The sequence below is a fragment of the Paenibacillus periandrae genome (genome assembly GCF_022458865.1).
GTDB classification, from domain to species: domain Bacteria; phylum Bacillota; class Bacilli; order Paenibacillales; family NBRC-103111; genus Paenibacillus_S; species Paenibacillus_S periandrae.
On record NZ_JAJNMU010000028.1, the window covers coordinates 16,435 to 39,132 of the forward strand.

Annotated in this window: 14 protein-coding genes and 1 pseudogene; all 15 read right to left on the minus strand. The window is 47.8% G+C overall.

Annotated elements, in window-relative coordinates:
- Positions 1 to 25 precede the first annotated feature (25 nt).
- The 15 genes and pseudogenes from LRL21_RS35805 to LRL21_RS35875 all read right to left on the minus strand — a co-directional run bounded on the left by LRL21_RS35805 (position 26) and on the right by LRL21_RS35875 (position 22,690).
- On the minus strand, positions 26 to 1,909 hold the full coding sequence (locus LRL21_RS35805) for a heparinase II/III family protein (protein ID WP_240420600.1): 1,884 nt from the start codon (positions 1,907 to 1,909) through the stop codon (positions 26 to 28).
- 93 nt (positions 1,910 to 2,002) lie between these two features.
- Positions 2,003 to 3,520, minus strand: coding sequence for an ABC transporter substrate-binding protein (locus LRL21_RS35810; RefSeq protein ID WP_240420601.1), 1,518 nt, complete (start codon positions 3,518 to 3,520; stop codon positions 2,003 to 2,005).
- A gap of 60 nt (positions 3,521 to 3,580) precedes the next feature.
- Complete coding sequence (locus LRL21_RS35815) at positions 3,581 to 4,480, minus strand: carbohydrate ABC transporter permease (RefSeq protein ID WP_240420602.1); 900 nt, start codon at positions 4,478 to 4,480, stop codon at positions 3,581 to 3,583.
- Positions 4,481 to 4,494: 14 nt separating this feature from the next.
- Entirely contained in the window at positions 4,495 to 5,478 is a 984-nt protein-coding gene (locus LRL21_RS35820; RefSeq protein ID WP_240420603.1) for an ABC transporter permease, read from the minus strand.
- A gap of 266 nt (positions 5,479 to 5,744) precedes the next feature.
- Complete coding sequence (locus LRL21_RS35825; RefSeq protein WP_240420604.1) at positions 5,745 to 8,099, minus strand: AraC family transcriptional regulator; 2,355 nt, start codon at positions 8,097 to 8,099, stop codon at positions 5,745 to 5,747.
- 325 nt (positions 8,100 to 8,424) lie between these two features.
- Positions 8,425 to 9,495, minus strand: coding sequence for a bifunctional phosphoglucose/phosphomannose isomerase (locus LRL21_RS35830; RefSeq protein WP_240420605.1), 1,071 nt, complete (start codon positions 9,493 to 9,495; stop codon positions 8,425 to 8,427).
- Complete coding sequence (locus tag LRL21_RS35835; protein ID WP_240420606.1) at positions 9,492 to 11,552, minus strand: family 10 glycosylhydrolase; 2,061 nt, start codon at positions 11,550 to 11,552, stop codon at positions 9,492 to 9,494. The genes LRL21_RS35830 and LRL21_RS35835 overlap by 4 nt, the downstream gene beginning before the upstream one ends.
- A 13-nt stretch (positions 11,553 to 11,565) precedes the next feature.
- Positions 11,566 to 12,531, minus strand: a complete 966-nt coding sequence (locus tag LRL21_RS35840; RefSeq protein WP_240420607.1) for a D-2-hydroxyacid dehydrogenase — start codon at positions 12,529 to 12,531, stop codon at positions 11,566 to 11,568.
- Positions 12,532 to 12,641: 110 nt separating this feature from the next.
- A complete protein-coding gene (locus tag LRL21_RS35845) occupies positions 12,642 to 14,288 on the minus strand; it encodes a response regulator (protein ID WP_240420608.1) in 1,647 nt (548 codons plus the stop codon).
- Positions 14,289 to 14,331: 43 nt separating this feature from the next.
- Positions 14,332 to 16,059 (minus strand): sensor histidine kinase, encoded by a 1,728-nt coding sequence (locus LRL21_RS35850; RefSeq protein ID WP_240420609.1) that lies wholly within the window; start codon positions 16,057 to 16,059, stop codon positions 14,332 to 14,334.
- A 161-nt stretch (positions 16,060 to 16,220) separates the two neighbouring features.
- Positions 16,221 to 17,085 (minus strand): annotated as a pseudogene (locus LRL21_RS35855) (carbohydrate ABC transporter permease).
- A 15-nt stretch (positions 17,086 to 17,100) separates the two neighbouring features.
- The gene (locus LRL21_RS35860; RefSeq protein WP_240420673.1) at positions 17,101 to 17,994 is read right to left on the minus strand and encodes an ABC transporter permease; all 894 of its coding nucleotides are present in this window, start codon (positions 17,992 to 17,994) and stop codon (positions 17,101 to 17,103) included.
- A gap of 78 nt (positions 17,995 to 18,072) precedes the next feature.
- Positions 18,073 to 19,770 (minus strand): extracellular solute-binding protein, encoded by a 1,698-nt coding sequence (locus LRL21_RS35865; RefSeq protein ID WP_240420610.1) that lies wholly within the window; start codon positions 19,768 to 19,770, stop codon positions 18,073 to 18,075.
- Positions 19,771 to 19,951: 181 nt separating this feature from the next.
- Complete coding sequence (locus tag LRL21_RS35870) at positions 19,952 to 21,424, minus strand: four-carbon acid sugar kinase family protein (RefSeq protein ID WP_240420611.1); 1,473 nt, start codon at positions 21,422 to 21,424, stop codon at positions 19,952 to 19,954.
- A gap of 6 nt (positions 21,425 to 21,430) precedes the next feature.
- Complete coding sequence (locus tag LRL21_RS35875; RefSeq protein WP_240420612.1) at positions 21,431 to 22,690, minus strand: ribulose-bisphosphate carboxylase large subunit family protein; 1,260 nt, start codon at positions 22,688 to 22,690, stop codon at positions 21,431 to 21,433.
- Positions 22,691 to 22,698 lie beyond the last annotated feature (8 nt).

Consider the following 22,698-nt stretch of genomic DNA (forward strand, 5'->3'; position numbering starts at 1 on the left):
ATAAGTTGTCATTGTGAGCATTTACTTACACATTTACTGTAAATTGAACCTTTACCTGTTCTTTGGCAGACGGTTCGTGCAAATCCAGTATGAGGCGGTATGCAGTTTGTTCTACGCCTCCAATCGTGCGGTAAGCTGCTTCTTCAAGCGTACAATGAAGCCGGCTGGCTTCATAATGCATTTCCAACGGTCCAATTCGAATGTAACCGGCTTGAATCGGTTCTGGCCGTACACTGCAAATAAACACCTCCCGAAACGATACAGGCTTCCCGGACCATTCGATAACATCGTTCATGGTCAGTGAATGCTTCCCAGCAGACCGATCCCAAATCCATTGACGATGAAGCAGACAAAGCCCTGCACCATCATAGGCCTTTGTTAAATCGAGCTCATAAAGAATCTGCTCCTGCGAAGCTTCATACCGCAGCACCTGCGCCTGATAATGCTTGCCGAATTGCTGATGCATGCCATTAATGACCGGAACGGAATGCCCCTGAGAGCCGGCCGTCAGCATCCTGTAGCGGTGAGCGGGCTGGAAATATTGACGGGTATATTCCCCCGCTCCGAGATCGCACAGCACGGAGCTGCCGTGTGCATGCACAATAAAATGACCCAAATCGTTGTGGTTGTGCGGCTCGTCATTACTGCCGCCCTTGGCCGCAAACGCAACAATGCCTTGCGGGCTTAACGTCTTACTGATCACCCAGCCGTGCTCACGAAAGAAATGATCCTCCGTATCGAACCGGGTACCGTCTACGACAGCTTCCTCATTGTCCTTATCCTCGCTCGGCTCTGATGCTTCTCCCAGCCACAACACCATGCGGCTGGCCATAATCCAGCAGCGGAACGCATCTCCGAACACCGGCTGCTGATCCGGCACCTTCATCTCCGGGAAACGCGAGCGCAGCTTACAATACAACCCTGAGTAATAATCGATAACAGGTGGAGCGTCGGAGAAATTAACAACCTGATTGCCAGTCAGCATGCCCGCTCCTGGAAACAAGGCAATACGACGAAGCTTTTCTCCGTCAAGAAGCTGTATGCTGCCTCCGGTTCTTGCAGCCAGCAGCTCGGCAAAATATACATAATACCCAAAACCGAACTGCCAATAAGCCGTACCCTCAGGAGTTGCCCCCTCTGCATCAAATCCCGACAAATGCTGCTTAAGCGACGCCAGTACCCTCCACAGCATGCCCGCTAACCGCTCCGGCTCCTTCACAAGCCATAAGGCTGCGCCACCGATAGAGGCAGCGCACACAGCCGGCCAGTTGTTAATTTTCATCTCCCAGTTTTGCGGCACCGGATCGTCAAAAAATACGCGGAATACACGACGTTCGATTTCTGCATGAACGCGGTGTACAACCCACGGCTGCAGACGCCCTTCCAGCACCTGGGTAATTTCCGCGAGAGCAAACGCTGTTTCCCCCGCAAACAAATCAACCGTTTCTCTGGGTGGAGCTGGCTGATCCCAGATTCCTTCCGGGTAACGATTATGGTATAAACCGACATGTGCTGGGATCACCCATGTATATTCATCGCATATGGCCCATATCACGTCCTCAAGCTCTCGCAGCCAACGCTCGTCGCCGTCCGCCAAATACAGCAGGGTCATAACGGAAAGTCTGCGCCTGCGGTCAAAATATTTATGATCGTATTGCGTTCGGTCTCCAGTCTTGTGAAACAAAGTAAATTCAGAATAGAGCAGCGGCTCCATCTGCATGCTCCTATATTGCGCTCCTGCTTCGCGTACTTCGTTCCAAAGTGTCCGGCAGCGTGGATCCTCCAGGCAGCCTAATAGCTTCCTACGGTCTGCCGCTTCCGGAAACAGATGAGTATTCCCCTCCGTTTGTTCGAGAATCGTTTTCAAAGCACGTAAGGTCAGCCCTTCCATATCGAACGATTGCTTCAATCGTGTCACCTCCTGTACATAAGATACCCTACCGGCGACGCTGTTTTTTCAACCTCACAACCTCGTCCGGTACGGGTAGGACTTCCATAATCGTTATTTTTTAGATTTCTTCCATTCGTCGAGCTGCTTCTGTGCTTCGATAATCACTTTATCACTGCCCGCTTTTTTCAGCTTTTCAAGAAATTCTCCCAGCTTACCGGTATCAACCGTTCCCGTACTGAGGCCAGGTGTATATTCATCAACAACCGCATTTATGTTGGCAATCTCCGCAGACACGGGGTCCGCTTTAAATTTAAAGCCCATAATTGGCGAGGGTTTGGCCGATTCGTTTTCTTTTTTGGTCATTTCAGCAATTTTCGGATCTCTTCCTTCTAATGGAAGTCCGTTGAACACATTGCCAAACACCCAATCCGCGGCCATATAGCCGGCGTCTTTATTCAGCTTAATGGTGCCGTCGGCATTTTTCGTATAATGCTTACCCTCAATTCCGAAGGATAACAGGTTAAACAGCTCTTTATCCGTGTTGACCAAATTCAAAAACATCATGGCACGCTCCGGATTTTTGGAAGTTCGGCTAATAGCTTGCATTGTAGTAATGATCGTGTTTGTGCCTGAGTACACATCTGTAAATGGAATATATACGTAGTCCACCCCGCCAGTTTGCGCTTTTTTCTCCTGCTCGCCACCCGGCTTCAATACATTATGGAAGCCTACCGCTTCCTTACCTATTTTGGAGTAATCGTTTGCATTTTTAAGCGTAGCGGCATCCTGGTTTATATAGCCCTTTTGAAACCATGAGCGCATAAGCTCCAAATAATTCTTATATTCAGGTGTTTCGTACATGTTAATAATTTTGTCCGGGTTGCTCAGGTTGATAGCGGCAATGTTGTTAATAACAGTTTCCATATTATTCGTCCGCATCATATTGCCGTATTTGCCTCTGCGGTCCATCATAAACGGTATGAGATCTTTTTCATTTTCCTTAATTTTGGCGAGCAAAGGCTCGACGTCTTCCAGTTTGGTAAACTGTGAAGCATTCATTCCGTACTTTTCCAAAAGCTTCTTTTGCGGAATCAAGCCTTCACGGTTGGTTACTGTTTGATAATTGGGCAATCCGTATATTTTACCTTCAATTTTGGTTGCGTCCCACACGAACGAAGGCATGCTTTTTTTCACTTCTGGTGCGTACTTATCGATTAAAGCATCCAACTCGATGAACGCGCCTTTGCTTTGATTTTGAACGTAATCAAAGTTCCAGTTCGAGGTCCACAAAATATCAAAAATCTCTCCCGAAGCAACAATCGTATTCATTTTTTGATTGTAATCGCCGGAGGCCACCGCGTTCAGCTTCACCGTAGCGTTAATCTTTGACTTCGTGATTTTGTTGACTGATTCCTCAACGGATTTAAGATCAGCAGGAATACCTAGGGTAGCCGGGTAATACCACGATATTTCTACCTGCTTCAAATCGCTCGACGCAGAGCCTGCGGCCCCAGCTGTTTTGGATTCTGCGGGGACAGGCGTACTTCCACTGCAAGCGGATACAACCATCGATAAACCAAGAGCAAGCGCCATAGATTTCATTCCATAATGACGAACTGTTTTTGTCATACATAAACCTCCCTGATTGTTTATTCACACTGGATCTATTAGATATCTTCGAGACTTGGGCTAGCTTTTTACAGACCCAACCGTCAACCCGGCAACGAAATAACGCTGAAAAAAAGGGAAAACAAACATCATCGGACCGGCTGCCAGCACAGCCATCGCCATTCTGGCGGAAAGACTTGGAAATTGGGTTAAATCAATCTGTACATTGACCATATCGATGTTGTTGGTCATAAATTCTATGGTGTTCATGATTCGATACAGCAGCAGCTGCAGCGGCACCAAATTCTGATTATCGATAAACAGCAGGCCCAGCCACCAATCGTTCCAATAAGCGAAAGCGATGAACAGACCGACGGTTGCCAAGGCAGGAGTCGATAGCGGCAGTACAATTCGGAAAAAGATCCGGTATTCACTGGCACCGTCCATTTTGGCGGATTCAAATATTTCTGAAGGCAATTTCTCCAAAAAGCCCTTCAGGATCAAAACATTAAAGGGACTCAGCAGGTAAGGGATGATCAGCGCCCATATGCTGTCTTTCAGATGAAGATATTGCGTAACGAGTATATAAAAGGGTACTAAACCACCGCTAAATAGCATTGTAAAAAAAACATACAACGTTGTGATCCGCGCATATTTGTAATCTTTGCGAGAGATCGAGAAGGCGATCATAGCAGTGAACAACAAGCTCAGAACTAAACCGGTCACGGTCACAAATATCGTGACGCCATATGCCTTGAGCAGCTGTGCCGGACTGTTCAGAATCAATTGGTAGGCTGTAAAGCTGAATGTCTCGGGGAGCAGCCTGTATCCATTTAACAACAGATTCTTCTCTTCTGATAGTGAGATCGAGATAACCAGCAGCAGTGGCATGACCATCACAACGGTAAGAAGCACAAACAACAGATTAATTGTAATTTTGGCGGCATACGACGGGCCGGATGCTGTAGGATTACTTGACATTTACGGCCTCCTTTCTACCAAAGCGCATTCTCGGAATTGATTTTTTTGATGATATAGTTGGTGGAAAGAACCAGGATCAAACCTACAACCGACTGGTACAATCCAATGGCCGAGGACATGCCCAAATCGCCGACAACTCTTAATGAGCGGTAAACATAGGTATCGATAACATCCGTCGTCGAATATAAAAAGCTAGTATCATTGGGAACAAAGTAGAATAAACCGAAATCCGCTCTAAAAACACTGCCCATCGCGACAATAAATAGGATGATAATCAGTGGCGTTAATAGTGGAACCGTAATCCGTCGAATCATTTGCAGCTTGGAAGCGCCGTCAATTTTAGCCGCTTCATAATAGCTTGGATCAATACCGATAATTCCCGCATAATAAATTAGGCTGGAAAAGCCTACAGATTTCCACAGGTGCACCAGAATTAAAATATAGGGCCAATACTCCTTTTCCTGATACCAGTTTACAGGGGATAATCCGGCGTGCTCCAGCATTTTATTCAAAAATCCGCTGTTATTGTCCAAAAAACCAAGCGTTACATAGCTAACTACAACCCAAGATAAGAAATAAGGCAGAAACAATGCCGTTTGATGAACCTTCAGCCAGCGCCGACTCAGCTCATTCATTAAGATGGCCAGGCCCACAGCTATAATCGTCGTAAGTATGATAAAGCTCATATTGTACAAAATCGTATTGCGAGTGATTCGGTAAGCGTTCTCGGAAGTAAAAAAGAATTCAAAATTTTTCAGGCCTACCCATTCACTTCCCCATAAACCTTTTGCATAATTGAATTTTTTAAAAGCGATAACAAGTCCTATTAACGGAAGATACGAAAAAATGAATTTGAATACTAGTGCTGGAAGCGACAATATAAAGAGCTCTCTGTTTTTTGCAAACAGCTTCCACTCACGCTTCAGCCTCTCCCCTGCTCCTGTCTTCTTCACCGTCAGGAAGGCTGCTGCATCGGCTGAACCGGTATGCTGTTTCATAGCTGGTTTCCCCCTTCAATTAAGATGTGCCTGTTTCATCCGCTGCTCGCTGTGCAGTTTGTTGATTAGCAGCGCTATGCCCTTTATTATGCTGATTTGCGGCTTGCCTGGATACTGTTTCTATTTGCGTTTCCTGCACATTACGACTGTATAATTCGTACTTTCCTTTATATTTTGACTGTTCCTCTGTACAGAAACGCTAAAATCCGTTTCCATTAAAAAAAAACGCCCGGCATGCCGGACGAATCAGATGTTTACTTCTATTCTTACTTTTCGTTGGCTTTTTTTAATCGGTACTCCCTCGGCGTAGAGCCTGTCTTCTTTTTGAAATGCTTGAAGAAATGGCTTTCATTAGAAAAACCGACCTGCTTCATAACGGCAGCAATGCTTTGCTCTCCTTCTTGTTCCAATTGCTCCAGCGCTCTACTTAGCCTTACCTCGATAATGGTATCCGCAATTGAGATGCCTTCGCTGGACCTGAAAAACCTGCCAAGATATGATGGAGACATCCGAAGCGCTGACGCAACGAACTGCAGACTCAGATTTTCATCTGCATAATTCGTTTCGATGATTTCCTTAACAGCCTCAATCAAGTATTCGTTTTTGCTTTCTTTAGCCGTATGAAGCTGCTTGTCCACCTCTTCAAGCAGATCAAACACAAGCTGTCTGACCTCGTTTAACGTCTCCTGCTCAAGCACTTTTTGATTAAATGCTTTCACTTCGATTACCATCGTTGACAATATGTTTGCGCTGATCTCTCTGACGGTCCGGTGTATAATCATCAAAAGCTGCAAAATCGCAAAATCAATAATTTCCGGGTCTAAGCCGGATACATAAGAAAATACGGTATCGAGCTGCACCTTTCTATCTACAGGGTCGTTGGAACGAATTGCACCGGCCAGCCTTTTCTCCAGCTCATACGGAATTTCATAATCTTTGCCGTTGATGTGGTTGCGGGCCAGCTCTGGTGTTATCACGGACATTTTCCCGTAAATGGTTCTGTACAGCGTCTGTGCAAGCGCTTGCTCATAATGAGTCGAGGTTTCCCGGTAATCATCGAACGGTCGGCTGATTGAGGCTGTCAAGGACAGGCTGTAATAGCTGTCCAATGTTTTTTGCGCAAAGGCTATCAGTCGTGTCAGCTCCCCATAAAGCGCTGCTCGCTGGTTTTTTGTAATTGCCACCATCACTGCCGTATGATCCTGCTTCATATCGATCGGTTGATTTGGAAAATGCTCTCGTAATACCTCGCTCGTAATATTCGTAACCGCAAACCGACAAAGCCTTTGCTCCGATTCGCTCCGCTCTTCCTTGAAATGGATAAAATCATCGATCTTCAACACAACAACCAGATAATGTACGGAATCGGCTTCTTGAATACCTGGTAACGGCAAATATTCCTCGGCTTCTTTTGCCGTAATAGCCGCGCTATCGGTTATCAGACGTCTCCAGCGGTAATTGTGCAGGATGCTATGGTTGCTGCTCTGCTCTGTTTGCAGCTTTTGGATATTCGTTGCAATATTCTCATATACCGATGACATGAGGCTTAGCTCGTCCTTGTCATCCAGCTGCGCATCAAGCTGTGAAGCCGGATTGGTACGAATTTGCTTCATTAGACGTCCGAGAGGACGGTAAAGTCGCACCGTCGCAAGCGCTGAAGCTGCGAAGGCCAGCAGCAGAAAGACACCCAGAATAACCACAATGAAGGTGTATAGACTATTGATTTTGCTAAAAATATGATCATACGGCTGCACGCTGACTATATTCCAGCCGTTTGCTTTCGATTTTAAATAGGTTACGATTTTTTTAGACTCGCCTTCGCCCAGCATAAAATAACCTGTCGAATCGGTGGCAGATTGAATGCTTTCGGTCATTTCCTTACGGATTTCATCGGTTAAAGGAGCCTCATTGGCAGGGCTGAAATAATTGCCATTCGCATCGAGAATAAACAGATCTCCTAATGAATTTTCACCCAGCTCGTTCAACCTTCTGATGTTGTCATAAAACCAATCCCCTTTGATCGCAAGCATAAGTACGCTCTCCTGCGGGGTATAGTCTCCAAGCTTGTTGTACGTCATATAGGCAAACAGCTTTTGTTTATCCTCGGCATTTCCGTTCATGATCGGCAGAAGTGTGAATTTAGGAAGCTGGCTAGAGCGGACGATATACGGCTTCAGCAAATTGCCAGTGCTGCGGTTATCAGGCTCAAGACAGGAAACCATCGAGGCCAGCCCAGTCGTATAGTAACACCCGTTGAATGCATTATATATCCATATCGAATGAATAAATGGATTAGAACTCACAAATATATCCAATTTGTAAAGTTTATTGTAAAGCTCAAATACTTCGATTTCCCGCGTATTCATCAGTGCGGTTACATCCCGGTCGTTGAATGCTGTAGTTGCCAAACTGCGCAGGGTCTCATTCAAATTATCGATATTATAATTAATTTGATTCAATACTTTGCGGTTCGCTTCCTGCTGGAGCTCTAAGGCCATGTTTTTGGAATAGGTATACAGCACGGATGAAAATATGAGCAGAAACAACGCCAGCAGCAAGGTTACTGTAAACAAAATACGAATAAAATACGTGCGGGAACGGAATATGCTCGTTAACCCCATATATGCTGCCTCCTTGATTTGTTAGCTATTACAATGTACCGTCACAGGTGTGTTACGCCAGATGGCATCCTAATTCTACCATTATTTATACTATATATACTGAACATAAAAAAGGTCAACCATATTAAATGGTTAACCAGGCTTGAATGGATTTAATTATCGCTTCCATGCCTTACCTTCTCGAAGAAATATTCGCCGCCAACCTGGCCTCCTTTAAGCACCAGCTCCAATCCATCAAACTGCGGATCATGGGAATAAGCCATGCATAACGGAGCTCCCGGATCCAGCAATGCCTTGCATGCCAGTGCGTACAGACACGACCAGCTTAGCTGTTGAACCTGGCTCTAAACTCGTTTAATGCATCGCCTTGCGACGGATGAATCCCGCGTATAAATGCGAGATACAGCGTGACATGATCGATCAGATAAACTAGCGAGCACATCCGCGCCAAGCGGCTCTCACCCACGGAAGTGATGACGCGCACAGCACCCGCCCGTGAGGCCAGCACTTCCCGGGTCGCCCGCAGCCTTCTTCCCATAGGCTCTGTATCCTCCCGATCATGGATCAGGGTAAAATGGAACTGCCGCAGCATCGCGCTGTCCGCATCCCAGCCGTTAGCTTCATCATGATGAAGCCCCGACATCGCGTTGCTGAAAGCCATCACCTTGCTGACCTCGGCCAATTGGTTCTTGAAGCGCACCGCAGAAGCATCCGTAAACGGCAGCGTGCCATATACTACAGGAATCAGCCCATCCATTTCAGTGGCAATCTGCTTGGCTTCATTGTCGGCCAGTACGGCCTGCGGCGCATAGGCTGGCGTCAATTGCTCGATCAATCGGATCGTTTCGGCAATCCCCTGATCGGGATCGGCAATCAGCCCCAGCCTATGCAGAATAACAAGTATTGGAACAAGAACATGGCTGGTGGAGATCATTCGTGGCTGCCTGCCCGCGGGCAGCTGGAACAGCAAATGTCCATTCTGCTCGGCAAGCTCCCTCGCCTTCCCGCCTGCAGTCAGTACAATAATCGTCGCCCCGGTTGTGATCGCATGTCGGTAGGCGCTGACAACCTCCTCCGAACCGCCGGAATAGTTGACGATGAAGACAATTGAATCGGAATCAACATAAGCAGGCATTGAATACGCTTGTGAAAGAATAATTGGAACCTTGATTTCATCGAACAGCAGCGACTTCAGCTGAACGAGACTGGCTACTGGCCCGCCGCCGACACTGCACATCACGATTTCATCTACCTTGCCGGACAGCGCCTTGACTTCAAGTGCCTTGGCCTGGGCATACCCATCTGCCATCCAGCTGGAATATTGGGCTGTTGCCTCGAATAATTGGGTCTTATCAAGCTGAAGCAGGGTATCGGATTGATCCAAATTGATTTTCATTCCTCGATCTCCTTTGGCGTTTCTTCAATCTTCACAACGATGGCGGCAAACTCCTGCAGCTCCGGCAGTTGAATCACTATCTTTCCGTTGGACGTGGCATAGATGGCTTCAACCTGCTCCGTTAAGCTTGTCAGCTGGCTGCAATGCCCTATATCATGCAGCGTGATCTCCAGCCTATAGACTGGAAGCGGCTCGGAATATGTCATCCCATTAAAGCCGGACAGGTTTAGCACATGCAGGATATAGGTTTGATCATCAAGCTTATTGAAGAACACCTCCACATTGGACGGAGCGTTGGTCGTCAGCCTCCAGCGCTGGTCCAGCATATTGTCCAATATATCGAGCACAATGTGCTTATGATCGGCATAGCCATACCTGTAGTACAGCTCCCCGGCCTGCCATGGCAGGTAAACGGCTCTGCGCAAGCTGTTCTTGCCTCCGCTGACCAGATTATCCGTACGGATCGAGGCTCCATAGCTTTTGTCAGAAATCAGATGTCCCGATGCACGCTCTGGCGGGCCGAAGGTTGAGGGGATGACAAAAGGCAGCTGCGGCAGCGTTTGCTGCCCGAATTCAAGCTCCTGAAATGTCCCTTTCAAAAAGATCCAGTCCCGCTCCGGAAAGCTTTTAAAGAGTCCTTTATCGGCAGTTTTCAAATAAGCGGCGTCCCGTTCGTACACCTGTGCCTGCCCGGGCAATAGATCGAATACACGCTGCATAAAAGATAGATTGGCCGCTCCCTCGGTAAAGGAGCATCCCGTACTGATGAGCTGTACTCCTTCCTGATAAAGCGTCTCCAGCAGCTGCAGTCCCTCCTCGGAAAATTCGGCAATGTCGGGGATGATCACAGCCTTGTAGCCCTGCAGGCTGTCTCGTCGATTCAGCAAATTATTTTGATGTATCACATCAAACACGATATGCTGTTCCTTGAGCATCTTGAACAGGCCTGAATATTCCTTCATGCTTTTGGGTGCTGGTCCGCCCGGCTTGATCAGCGCAACATCCGCAGCGGACAGAAAGCTGCCATAATAAGCTTCATGGTCCTTATGGTATTTGAAAATTTCGGCAACGATCGGCAGATTCTCACGGTCCGGGTAATCCTCAAACACCCCGATAATGCAAAAGTCCAGGCCCGAGCCGCTGGCGAGGCTTTCCCTTAAACAGATGCTCATCTCATGCTTGGAAACCGCTGTGAATCTATGTACCAGATCAATCGCATTGATACAGCAGTTGCTGATCAGCTTATCCTCCCACGAATCCTCCAGCGATTTTACATTTTCCGATGCTGAATACAGCCATAACGGGTGCGGACGCCTGTTATCCGTATTCGATTCCTTGCGGACAATATCGACCTTATGCTCGTTATAGGTCGAGATCGCAATATCTTTGCCCGTGCTTGTTACCAAGTCATGGATCCGCTCCAGCATTTCCTTCGTTGTCACATCCTGGAACACTTTGTACCTGCGGAAAACGGGATCATCCAGGCTTTGCGTTTCGGGAAGCTCCAGACCGCTCCACTCGCGGAAGCGGGTTCTGCAGTTGTCGCAGAAGCAGATGCCGTAATCATAACCGCTGTAATCACGGGTCTGATAGCCGAACATATTGAAGAAGATACCGTCCACCTCGTATTGGGAAATAACCTCGTTGATCAACTGCAGCGAGTATTCACGCTGGTAGTAGCCGTTGATACACGTATGGACGATACCGTGGTAATTGACTTCCTTGCCTGCCTTGGTACGGTAAAACCACTCCGGCCGTTTATTGAACAGGCTTTCGTGCGCTTTACTGAAATCAAACCGGGCAATGAACCTCATGTCGGCCGCATGCGCCTTGTCAATCGCTTCCTTGAGCAAATCCTTATGCTGATTGGCGGCTCTGTAATGATATTCAAGCCGGGTCGGGTAAAAGGCGACAATACCGCCTGCATTCATCATCATTACATTGGTAGATAACTTCTTCAGGTCGCTGATCAGCAGATCCACATCAAGGTTCGCATCGGTTTCACGAAGATTATTCTGGATAAGCCGCAGCTGATTGCCGGACCACCATGATGCCATGGGCATAGCCTCCTTAGTAGCCTTTTCCGAATTGGCGGATATTGATCATCTCGTCCGTCCTGCCTGCAAGGAACAAGTCGAGATTATGCATGAACCCCTGGCTGAACCGGTCGTGGAATTGATCCCCGCCGCCTGCGCAGTGCGGAGTGATGATGACGTTGTCCAGCTCCCAGAACGGACTTTCGGCCGGCAGCTTCCCGAGCTTGAATTCTTCAACGAACACGTCCAGTCCGGCTCCGGCAATCTTGTTGTTTTTCAAATAATCCAATAAAATTTCTTCGTTGATCAGCGCCCCACGCGATATATTAATAATAAATGCACTCGGCTTCATCAGCCTGAACTGCTCCTCATCCAACAGATTAAGCGATGCCTCTGTTAGCGGTAGTGTCAGTATAATAAAGTCGCTTTGCGCAATCACCTCATTCAACTGTGCTTGCTTGTACATCCGGTCGAATTCAGGCAGTGGATTGCCGGTCGTATTGACGCCGATTACCTTCACACCGAAGGCGCGGGCGCGAATCGCCGTTTCCGTTCCGACATCTCCGGCTCCGATAATACCGGCCGTTTTCCCGGACAGATTCATAAAGGGGCCAATACGTCCCCAGGTATGCTCGAGCTGGTTTTTGATGCCTTTGACGCTGTTTCTAGCCAGCATCAGCATCTTGGTCATAATATCCTCGGCAATTGGCAGTCCCATCGAACCACGGGCATTGATTACGATAACACCACGTTCCTTCAAATAATCCATCGGCAGACGCTCGATTCCGATATGGGCCACCTGCACCCACTTCACCCTGTCGCATTTCTCCAGAAAGTCCTGCTGCAGCGTACGGTGATTGGCAATGATGATATCCGCGTCGGTATAGGCATCGGAATCGATAAGCTCCTGTTCTCCTTTAAACAGGGTGACTTCGATTCCTTTACTGTTCATCTCGGTAACCTGTCCAGAATCGAACGGGTAGGTGGATACTATTTTCATAGGGCTTCCTCCTTAAAATTGGCTAAGCTTACTTGTTCAGTTTAAAGCGTTTGCAATGAGATACCTATACAAAAGATTTAAGATGATACCACTTTATTTGTGCAGGCTTCCTATTGGCTCAGCTTGAACTCCTGCGGTGTAACGCCATAATATTTCTTGAACACCCGGATAAAATAATGTGGTGTCTGATAGCCCAATTGGCTCGCGATGTTGTAAATTTTCTCATGCTTGTTGCGAAGCAGCTCGACGGCCTTCTCCATCTTGACCTTCATTACGTAATCGCTGATCCCGATACCGGTCTCGACCTTGTACATCTTGGACAAATAAGCCGGATGCAGAGCGACATGATCGGCAATCGCCTGCAGCGAGGCGTCACCATCCATATGCTGCTCAATATAGGCCTGAATCCGTTCAACAACGGTCAATTTGGGGTCCTTGTGCTGCTTATGCAGGTCATTTTGAAGCAGCGCGAACACATCGAATACCCATTCGCGTAACTGCGCAAGCGAATGAAAGGGACGAAAGGTGCGGTTCTGCTGCAGCTTCTTCCCGTAATGACCTATCATGTTTTGCAGCTGCCGCCCGTTCTTGTGTGAGATGTGCATAAAAGTGCCGGCGATGAAGAAAAAGGCCTCGCTCAAATACTCCGGTGATTCCCTCCACTTCGCATCCAGCTCCTTAAATACCAGCTCCAACCGCTCCTCTGCCATATCCCAGCGTCCTATTTCCAATACATGCAGCAGCATTGGCGGCTCATACAGGGAATGCAGCGAGCCAATACGGATCGTCTCGGCATCATCAGTAACAACAGCAAAAAACTGCTGCTCACTCCCGATATGCTTACGGATTCCGGCAATGGCACAATGATATAGAGGGACAATCTGCTCGGACAAACGCACCCAGCGATTGACTAACAGGACCGAGATTTTACGCTTCAGATAGGTTCTCGTTTTCTTCTGCAGCTCCCCGATATCCGCTGCCAGCTGCAGCCGGTACTGCTCATTCGTCTGCTCATGAAGCGGTTTTTCCAGCTGCTCATGATTGAGGCTGACCAGAAAAACCAGATGTCCATTAATGTCCTTGCAGTGCCAGAGATGGAAGGTTTCACGAAAGACCTCCTCGGCCATATTCGTAATCGCGTATTCCAAAAGGGACAGCTTGACTTCATCCTCCACAGCGCTCTCCTCATCCATCCGAATGACCATCATACACACATAATCCTCGCAATCAAACGGCAGCTCCAGCGCTCTCATCTTCTTGCATAACACGGGACGCGCGATTTCCCTGCCCTGCAGCAGGTCCATTAATAATTGGGATCGCAGAAAAGGAATGTTCTCACGCAACGTATACATCGCATTGTGGTATACCTCCTTCACATTCCACTCCTCCCGCAGCTCGCTGCAGATTTGCTCAATGAGAGCTGTCAATTCCCCGGTATCAACCGGCTTCATCAAATAGCCTGCCGTCTTAAATTGAATAGCCTGCTTGGCATATTCAAAGTCACTGTATCCGGACATCAGTACACAACGAATTTTCTCGGATATAGACCTTACGCTTTGGATAAGCTCCAGACCGTTCATATCGGGCATGCGAATATCCGTAATCAGGATATCAATGGATTGGGCCCGGATCGTTTCCAGCGCTTCCTTAGCCGAATATGCCTTATAGACCGCTTTGACTCCGTAATCACACCAAGGAATCGTCTGAGCCATACTATCGACCTGGGCCGGATGATCGTCAACAATCAGCAACTGCATATGCAGCCCTCCGCTGCGAGTATGTTCTAAACAAGGAAACGAATCAGCTTATCCGTACTTTCATCGTAAATGCAACCTTCCAGCCACCGAGCAGTGAAGCGGAAATATGCAGGCCGGAGCCTCCCCCGAATTGATGCCTCAGCCTCTGATGCACGTTCCACATGCCATGTCCAAGCTCTTCCTCCAGCCCTCTTTCAAACCTTTCATTCATCTGTGCAATTTCTTCCAGACTGCTGCCGATTCCGCTATCTTCGATGATCAGAGTGTGCTCTGTTTCGGTAGCATAACCGGAAATTCGGATCGTTCCGATACCGGACTTGCATTCAATTCCGTGAACGATGGCATTCTCTACAATAGGCTGGACAAGCAGTCTCGGAATAATACTCGCCTTCATCTCCTCTGGAACATCCAGCACGTACTCCAGTCTGCGGGTTTGCAGCTTATGAATTTCCAAATAATTGACAATTAAATTCAATTCATTCTCCAGTGTAACCTCCTGATGCTCAATATGGGTTGCATAACGGTAATATTTACTTAAATGCTGTGTCATGGCAATGATTGCCTGCTTGTTTTCCAACTGGGCCATGCTCTGGATAAAAGCCAGGCTGTTATACAAAAAATGCGGATTAATCTGTGATTGCAGCTGCTTCAGCGTCGCGTCGCGCACCCTGATTTTCTCCCGCAGCACCTTTTCCACCAAATCCTGAATTTGCTCGGCCATGCTGTTAAAATGATTGAATAAAATCGTGAATTCGCGGCTTGCCGTAAGCGTTATCCGTGTCGAGAAGTTTCCACGTTTCAGATTGTTTACGCTTCCAATCAGTCGGGTTATCGGAACCTGAACATTTTTAAATAACAGGTAGGAAGCCATAATACTCGTCAGCAGCAGCATCGAGATCGTGATGTAGAACAAATTGCGGCTTGTCGTAATCGGTGCCAGCACGCTCTCCAGCGGCACCACGTCAACCAGGTACCAATCCAGGGAGCTGGATTTGGCATAACTCAGCATATATTTGATTCCATTCATCTCCACAGTCCTGCTGCCCGACCGCTGCAGCTTATCGCCTTTGAGTAGAGCGGCCAGCTCCGAGACAGTTTGCCGGTTTGCCGTGGAATTCATGATCGGATCATACCCCTCATGAAAGAAAAATGGCTCCCCAACGCTGCCCGCTTTGAATTGGTCCAGCATCAGCTCGATATTGCGGGCTGCAAAAGCCACCTCAATGATGACATTCACCTGACTGAGGTCGCCAAACAGCAGTGACGGGTCGGTCGAATATCGGTAAAAATAGTTTGGCTGCTCGCTGCCACCCGTATGAGGACGATAAACCCAGTCGGGTGACATATTTTTCTGGAAATAGCTTAAATCATAATTTTCCAGGGCATTCGTCGATACCAGCTGCTTCAAAGCCGGCGAATAGATCGACAGCTTATTTGTCCAGCTGTAGGAGGCGCTTTGCAGATTGATTTTTTCCAGCAGCGTTTGTCGAATCTGAATCGAATCGAACAACTCGTAGGACAAATGAATCGACTGGAACTTGACCGCCTCCGGTTCTCTGCCCAATGTAAAAGCTACCTTGGCCAGCTGATCCGCGTTCGTATCCATTTGATTCAAAAAAAAGGAAAGACGGTTCACATTCGATTTCTCAATTTCCGACTTCACGACATTCGTGCTCACCTGATTCGAATAAGCGAACAACAGCAGCAGTGGAATCAGCAGCAAGCATACAATGATCATGATTTTGCTGAAAATACTCAAGTTTTTCACCATGACATGAAGCACCCCATTATCTATTATCCAAGGATACCCATATTGTACAGAGCTGTCCCCGCAATGCACAACCTTTTTTCACAGCAGGTCAGGGTACAGGCACACAGGGATTTAAGAAACGGAATGAGGTGTCAGGCCAGGCATCCATGCACGCTATTCTTTTATTCCTTGACGGACCCGAGAATAACTCCCTTAACAAAGTAGCGCTGCAGAAACGGATATACCGACAGTATAGGCAGAGCGCCGATAAACACCTGGGACGCCTTCACGGTCCGTGGCGATATGTTTTTGATCTCATCCTCGGTAAGACCGAGTACCGAGAAATTCTCGGAAACAATAATCGATCGCAAAAAGGTCGAGATCGGATAATCGCTGGCATTTGACAAATAAATCATCCCGTCAAACCAGGCATTCCAATGGGTCACCATCGCAAATAAAGAGAGCGTCGCCACTGCCGGCATCGAGATCGGCAAATATATCGTGAACAGAATCCGCAAATGGCTGGCGCCGTCCATCAATGCCGCCTCCTCCAGCTCCTTGGGAATCGCACGGAAGAAGTTCAGCATCAGGATCAGATTCCAGATGCTCACGGCTCCGGGCAGCACCAGCGCCCAGATTGTATTCATCAGGCCGGTTCCCTTGACTACCAGATAAGTCGGAATCAAGCCCGCATGGAACAGCATCGTAAATACGAACAGCCAGGCATAGAACGTCCGCCCTTGAAACCGCGTTTCTTCCTTGGACAGCGGATAGGCCGCCAGCACAACCAGCAGCATTGCCCAGTAGGACCCGCTTGATGCCTATCCATAACGCATGGAGGAAGTTGCTGTTGCCAAGCGTCTCCGTATACGCTTCAAATGTAAAATGAACCGGCCAAAAGGTGACAATATTACCGGTCGCAGCGGCACTTGAGCTTAAGGAAATTGCCAAAACGTGAATCAACGGAAGAACGCAAAGCGCGCTCAGGATGAACAGGCAGGCATAGTTGCAATAAGAAAACACTTTATACGGCATCGATCGATACATAGCAGCTCACCCGCTTCAAAATATTCGATAGTTGGCAAATTTGTAGGCCAACCGGTATGAAACGACAACAAGTATAAAGCCGATCAGCGATTTGAACAAACCGACAGCCGAGGCAAAGCTGAATTGTCCACCGACAAGCCCAACCCGATAAACGAAGGTATCAATAATATCCCCTTTGTTATATACCAGCGGATTATAGAGATTAAATATTTGGTCAAAGCCGCCGTCGAGAATTTTGCCTAGCGCCAATGTCGTGACAACGGCGACAATCGGCAGCACGGAAGGTACGGTAATATGAATCGTTTGCTCCCAGCGGTTGGCTCCATCCACTTCAGCGGCCTCGTACAAGGCAGGGTTGATTCCGCTTAATGCGGCCAAATAAACGATCGCCGAGAACCCAAAATCCTTCCATACATCGCTGACGATAACCGTAACCCGGAACCAATCCCCGTCTCCCAGAAAAAAAATCGGCTGAAACCCAAGCAGCTGCACCACATGGTTCACAATCCCGTCCTTTACCGAGAGTACATCAATCAATATCCCTCCAAGAATAACCCATGATAAAAAATGCGGTAGATACACGAGCGTTTGTACCGCCCGCTTGAAATACGTCTTTCGGACTTCATTCAGCAGGAGTGCAAATATAAAGGGAATCAAGATATTGGTACTGATCTTCAGCGTCGAAATCACGATTGTATTGATAATGACCTGTACGCTGTCGGGGTAGGTGAATAAATATTTGAAATGATCCAGTCCCACCCATTCGGAATTTATGATGCCCAGCCAAGGCTTGTATTCTTTAAAAGCTATGACGATGCCGAGCATCGGGATGTATTGATATATAATGACCACGATTAGTGCAGGCAGCAGCAGCAGATGAAAGCTCCAGGTTCTTTTGAAATAGGAGATGTATTTGGAGTTTTTTCTGGCAGCAGCAGTCTGTGTATCCGTGATCGGACGGATCAGCTCGCTCATATGCCTGCCCTCCTATTTTTTCAGCGTTTTGTACCACTCGTTGACTTCTTTGGTAATCTCATCGCCTCCGCTTGCTTTCCAGTCCGATACAAATTTATCGAAGGCTTCGACCGGCAGCTTGCCATATATAATTTGGGTAAAGGTTTCCTTTTCCATTTTTTCAAGAAGCTCCAGCTTGGTCCGCATCGTTTTGGTTGGTGCGCCTTTAAATTCATTCGCCAGATCGAATTTGTTCTGCTCTACCCTGATTTTACCTGCTAATTGGTGCACAGGCACCCGGTCCTTGATGCTGTCCTCGATAGGATTGGCAGGTGTCGCCTTTGGATCGTTGGCAAATTTGAGGATACCTTCATCGTATGAATAGGGCCGATTTAAATTCGTTCCGCCGATTAGCGAAGCATAGGCTTTGGCTTCAATCGGTGTTTTGCCATCAGGCAGCGGCCATTTGTCCTTAGGAATACCTGCCTGCTCGAACTGCTGGTAAACCGGCTTGCCATCCTTCATCACGTAATCATAGCCTTCGTGATTGCCAAGATAGAACTCCGAATCCTTGACAAAAAACTGGTATTCAAACATCTTCTGATAATAAGCAAACCACGCATCGATATGCTTGAAGTCCTTATTGAATAGAATTCCGCGCTTCACCATCGGCGTCTCGACTCTTCCTATATTGCCCGTTGGACCTGCTGGAAGGTAAAGCGGCTTGAATTCTGCTTGCGGATTGTTTTTCGTCGTATCCAGCAGCGGATTCGGATACATATGATACTCACCGGCAACCAAGCCGGCTGAGCCATTGACAAAGCTTTCCGTTGCTTTGTTCTTGTCTTTAATGCCCGCTTCCGGATCGATATAGCCCTTGGCCATCCAGTCGCGAATTTTTGAAAGCGCTTGCTTCACAGACGGCTGAATAGAGCCATACATCAAATTACCGTCCTTATCCTTGGTCCATTGAAAGGGCATGTTGTTACCATAAGCGCCGAATACCCAATCCACTGTTGCTCTCGTTCCATTGACCCGATCCAGCATGGAAAGCGCGAGACCGAATGTATCCTTCTTGCCGTTTCCATCCGGGTCCTGATTCGTAAAGGCCTCAAACACTTTGTCCATATCATCGATCGTTTTGGGATCAGGCAGATTTAATTTTTTCAACCAATCCTGCCGTATCCAAAATATCGTGCCGCCGGTCAGGCTCTCGTACATCGGGATTCCGTACGTCTTGCCATTGCTTTTAAACATATTAAATCCATCTGGGTATTTGGCATATAAATCCTTGATATTTTGCGGAGCATATTTGGCTATTGCCTCATCTACAGCCATCACCTTGCCGGACTGGATTAATTCACTGATCAGCGTCGGATCGCTCACTTGAAAAACATCAGGCAGCGGATCGCTTCCGGCCAGCAGCAGACGCAGCTTGGTATTGAAATCCTTATCATTGTTCACAACAAATGTATGTTTGACTTGAATCCCCATTTTATCCGCCATCCAGCGGGTGTGCACATTATCCTCGATCGTTTCGCCCGGTTTAAACTTCACATTTGGATCCAGCACACGCGCTGTTGTAATTGTAATTGCAGGATCATATTTTCCATTGACTACCTTGGCAGTTGCTCCTGTTGTTTCGCTTTTATCATCCGCACAACCTGCGACCGCCAACGCCATGCTTAATACCGTACCCGTGAGCACATAATTTTTATGTGACATGAACATGTTATTCTTCCCCCTACTGTACAAATATTTGGCTTACTTTTATTGTAAATCAGAGGGTCAAGTGAATATATACAAAAATTTTAAGGTGATACCACAATTGCTTTTCGTAAGACTTTTAAACATGAAAAAGCCCCCTATACACGGGAGCTCTCTAGGATTCGCTTATGTTGCTGCTTACTTCTTAACTGCTTCCTTGCCTGACCTTCTCAAAGAAATGCTCACCACCGACCTGGCCTCCTTTAAGCACCAGCTCCAAACCATCAAACTGCGGATCATGGGAATAAGCTATGCATAACGGAGCTCCCGGATCCAGCAATGCCTTGCATTCCAATGCGTAAATACCAAGCTCTCGCGTAATATAACCGGATGTATCTCCACCCGCAATCAGGATGCGGGAAAGACCAAGCTCAGCGATTAACCTGCGGGTCAGTACACCAAGAGCATTCCCTAATAATCGGCTGCTATCGTCAGCTTTTAAGCCTTGCTTCATAAGCGCTTCACGAATCATAGCGATGCTGCTATCGCTCGGACCCGCAGCCGTATACAAAATCATGCTTTTACCTTCGCTAATCGCCTGTTGAGCTTCATATTCCAGCTTGGCCAGCGCTTCTGCTGTCCGTTCAGTCTGGATCAGATCATGAACCGGAACCTGTATGCCGACAAAGCCCGCTTCCATAGCCACACGGATCTGTTTCTCAGTTACAGGTGAACAGCTGCCTGATACGACCAACAGCTGTTCAACCTTTCCAGCCGCTTCATGTTTTCTAATCAATGCAGCAGTGAGCCCATCTGCCTGCCAGCAGGCGCCAAGTGCGTATTCGACACCTGAGGAACCGATTACGAATAATCCGTCATCAGCTTCAGCCGCCTCAGCCCAGATTAATCGGCCTGCTGTCTCCAGCCTTGGCTCATCCAGCACATCAAAGAGCACAAGATCCGGCTGTTCATTGTGAACCAGGTTATGCAGTCTTTGTTCCACCTTTTCATAGATTCCGTCCAAGGCCAATAAGTCGAAGAGCGAGGTTTTAAGCAGGGTCTGCTTTTGCAAATGTTTAATTAGATCAGCCTCTGCCATCGGTGTCACGGGATGCTGTGACATCGTAGGATGACGGTCAAGCCTGTGAACTGTATCTCCGGCAGCCGCAAAATGATTGCCAAATATCGTGTACCTGCGCAAATAAGGAACACCCGCGAGTAGAGGTATATAACGGCTGCCGAACACAGCCTTACCTATTTCTGCTGCCTTACCGATGCTTCCGGTATGAGGTGAGGAATCGAAAGTAGAACAGATTTTATAGTGGGTGATAGCAGCTCCGGCGGTTTTAAGCGTCTCCAGCAGCGGACGCAGCTCGCGGTCCATTGCATCGGGAGAAAGTGATCTCCCTACACCCGCTACTCCAAAGCATTGTACGTTCCGAAACTGTTCACTCAGCATAGTTTCTGTAGGGGGCTCTAGGAACAATACCGTGCTGAGACCCGCATGAAACAAAGACTCAAGGACATCTGTTGATCCTGTAAAATCGTCTCCATAGTAGCAGAGCAGACGCTTGACCTGTGAGCGAGATGGGATTGGTTCCACATCCATTGTTGATTGTACATTCAAGCACTCGGATTGAGCTTGACCCGCTTTACGTTCATTATTATTTGTCTGCATCTCCGGTCAACCTTTCCCGTACTTATCGATTGCATGCTGCAGGGCCGGATGCTGCTGGGCATACACTTCAAGTGGAATTCCCTGTACAGCCGCTTCCCAGCCCAGCTTCATACTTTCAAAACCGGCTGCTGGTCCGTCAGGGTGGGCCAGCATACCACCACCAGCCAGATGCATCACATCAACTGAGCCCACAGCACTGTAGGTTACAGGAGCCGTTCCCGCCCATTGCATGGATGAGACTACTGGCATCGTTGTGTATCCGCCAAGTATAGGGGTTGTACAAGCATGAATGGAACGAGTAACCGATTCGTTGCTTTCATAAAACTTACTATTTAAACCATTTACATGCAGGTGATCCGCACCGGCAAGCCGGCACAGCTTTTGGTAGGCCGTGAATTCAATACCCAATAACGGGCAGCGCGTCAGCATCCCCCACTGGTTACGATGACCATGGATGGGAACCTCGCTATAGCTATTCAGGGCAGCAAGACCAGAGAGCCCTACACTAAGTATACTAACCATCACGCAGTTGCCCCCTGCCCTCACGACAAGATCATGATTGCGCCGCAGCTCATCATAATCACCCGTAATATTGAAGGCATACATCAGCTTCTTTCCCGTGACATCCGCTGCACGCTCTACTGCTTCCATGACTGCCTTTACCTTATGTTCAATGGGGGCAAAGGGCGGATTGGCATTTAATTCATCATCCTTGATAAAATCCATTCCCGCTTTTGCCAGTTTGCCAACCAAGCTCGACAGCTGTTCGGTGGTTAAACCTATGCTTGGTTTTACAATCGTCCCAAGAATAGGTCGGTCATGGACACCTGTGAGCCTTCGTGTTCCTGCAATACCGAATTTCGGACCTGGATAACGTGAAGTAAATGCCTCCGGCAGTTCTAGATCCATCAGTCGAAGACCCGACAGCTCTTGAAGCTCATATAAATTTCCAGCAACAGCTGACAGCAGGTTCGGAATAGATGGGCCAAAATTGTGCAGCGGAAACGATACGGTTATGATGCCACGACGAAATCGCCCGTCATGCGGAACAGGAATTTTTGCACCAGGCAAGGAAGGCGTAGCCACCTCCTCCAGAGCTTCGATCCGCTCTACCGTTGCTCCATAACGCTCCTTCAACTCATCTGTCTCTCCTGGTACCGCTGTAAAGGTACCCGTGGATTGCTCTCCCGCAATAGTCGCCGCTGCACGCTCCAAGGAATAAGGGGTTTCTACCAAATATGTCGCTTTCACTCGTTCCTGATTCAATGGTTCTC

Coding starts and splice junctions, on each gene's coding strand:
- LRL21_RS35810 (WP_240420601.1), bottom strand. CDS start 3,520: ATGACAAAAACAGTTCGTCATTATGGAATGAAATCTATGGCGCTTGCT.
- LRL21_RS35815 (WP_240420602.1), bottom strand. CDS start 4,480: ATGTCAAGTAATCCTACAGCATCCGGCCCGTCGTATGCCGCCAAAATT.
- LRL21_RS35820 (WP_240420603.1), bottom strand. CDS start 5,478: ATGAAACAGCATACCGGTTCAGCCGATGCAGCAGCCTTCCTGACGGTG.
- LRL21_RS35825 (WP_240420604.1), bottom strand. CDS start 8,099: ATGGGGTTAACGAGCATATTCCGTTCCCGCACGTATTTTATTCGTATT.
- LRL21_RS35830 (WP_240420605.1), bottom strand. CDS start 9,495: ATGAAAATCAATTTGGATCAATCCGATACCCTGCTTCAGCTTGATAAG.
- LRL21_RS35835 (WP_240420606.1), bottom strand. CDS start 11,552: ATGGCATCATGGTGGTCCGGCAATCAGCTGCGGCTTATCCAGAATAAT.
- LRL21_RS35840 (WP_240420607.1), bottom strand. CDS start 12,531: ATGAAAATAGTATCCACCTACCCGTTCGATTCTGGACAGGTTACCGAG.
- LRL21_RS35845 (WP_240420608.1), bottom strand. CDS start 14,288: ATGCAGTTGCTGATTGTTGACGATCATCCGGCCCAGGTCGATAGTATG.
- LRL21_RS35850 (WP_240420609.1), bottom strand. CDS start 16,059: ATGGTGAAAAACTTGAGTATTTTCAGCAAAATCATGATCATTGTATGC.
- LRL21_RS35865 (WP_240420610.1), bottom strand. CDS start 19,770: ATGTTCATGTCACATAAAAATTATGTGCTCACGGGTACGGTATTAAGC.
- LRL21_RS35870 (WP_240420611.1), bottom strand. CDS start 21,424: ATGCAGACAAATAATAATGAACGTAAAGCGGGTCAAGCTCAATCCGAG.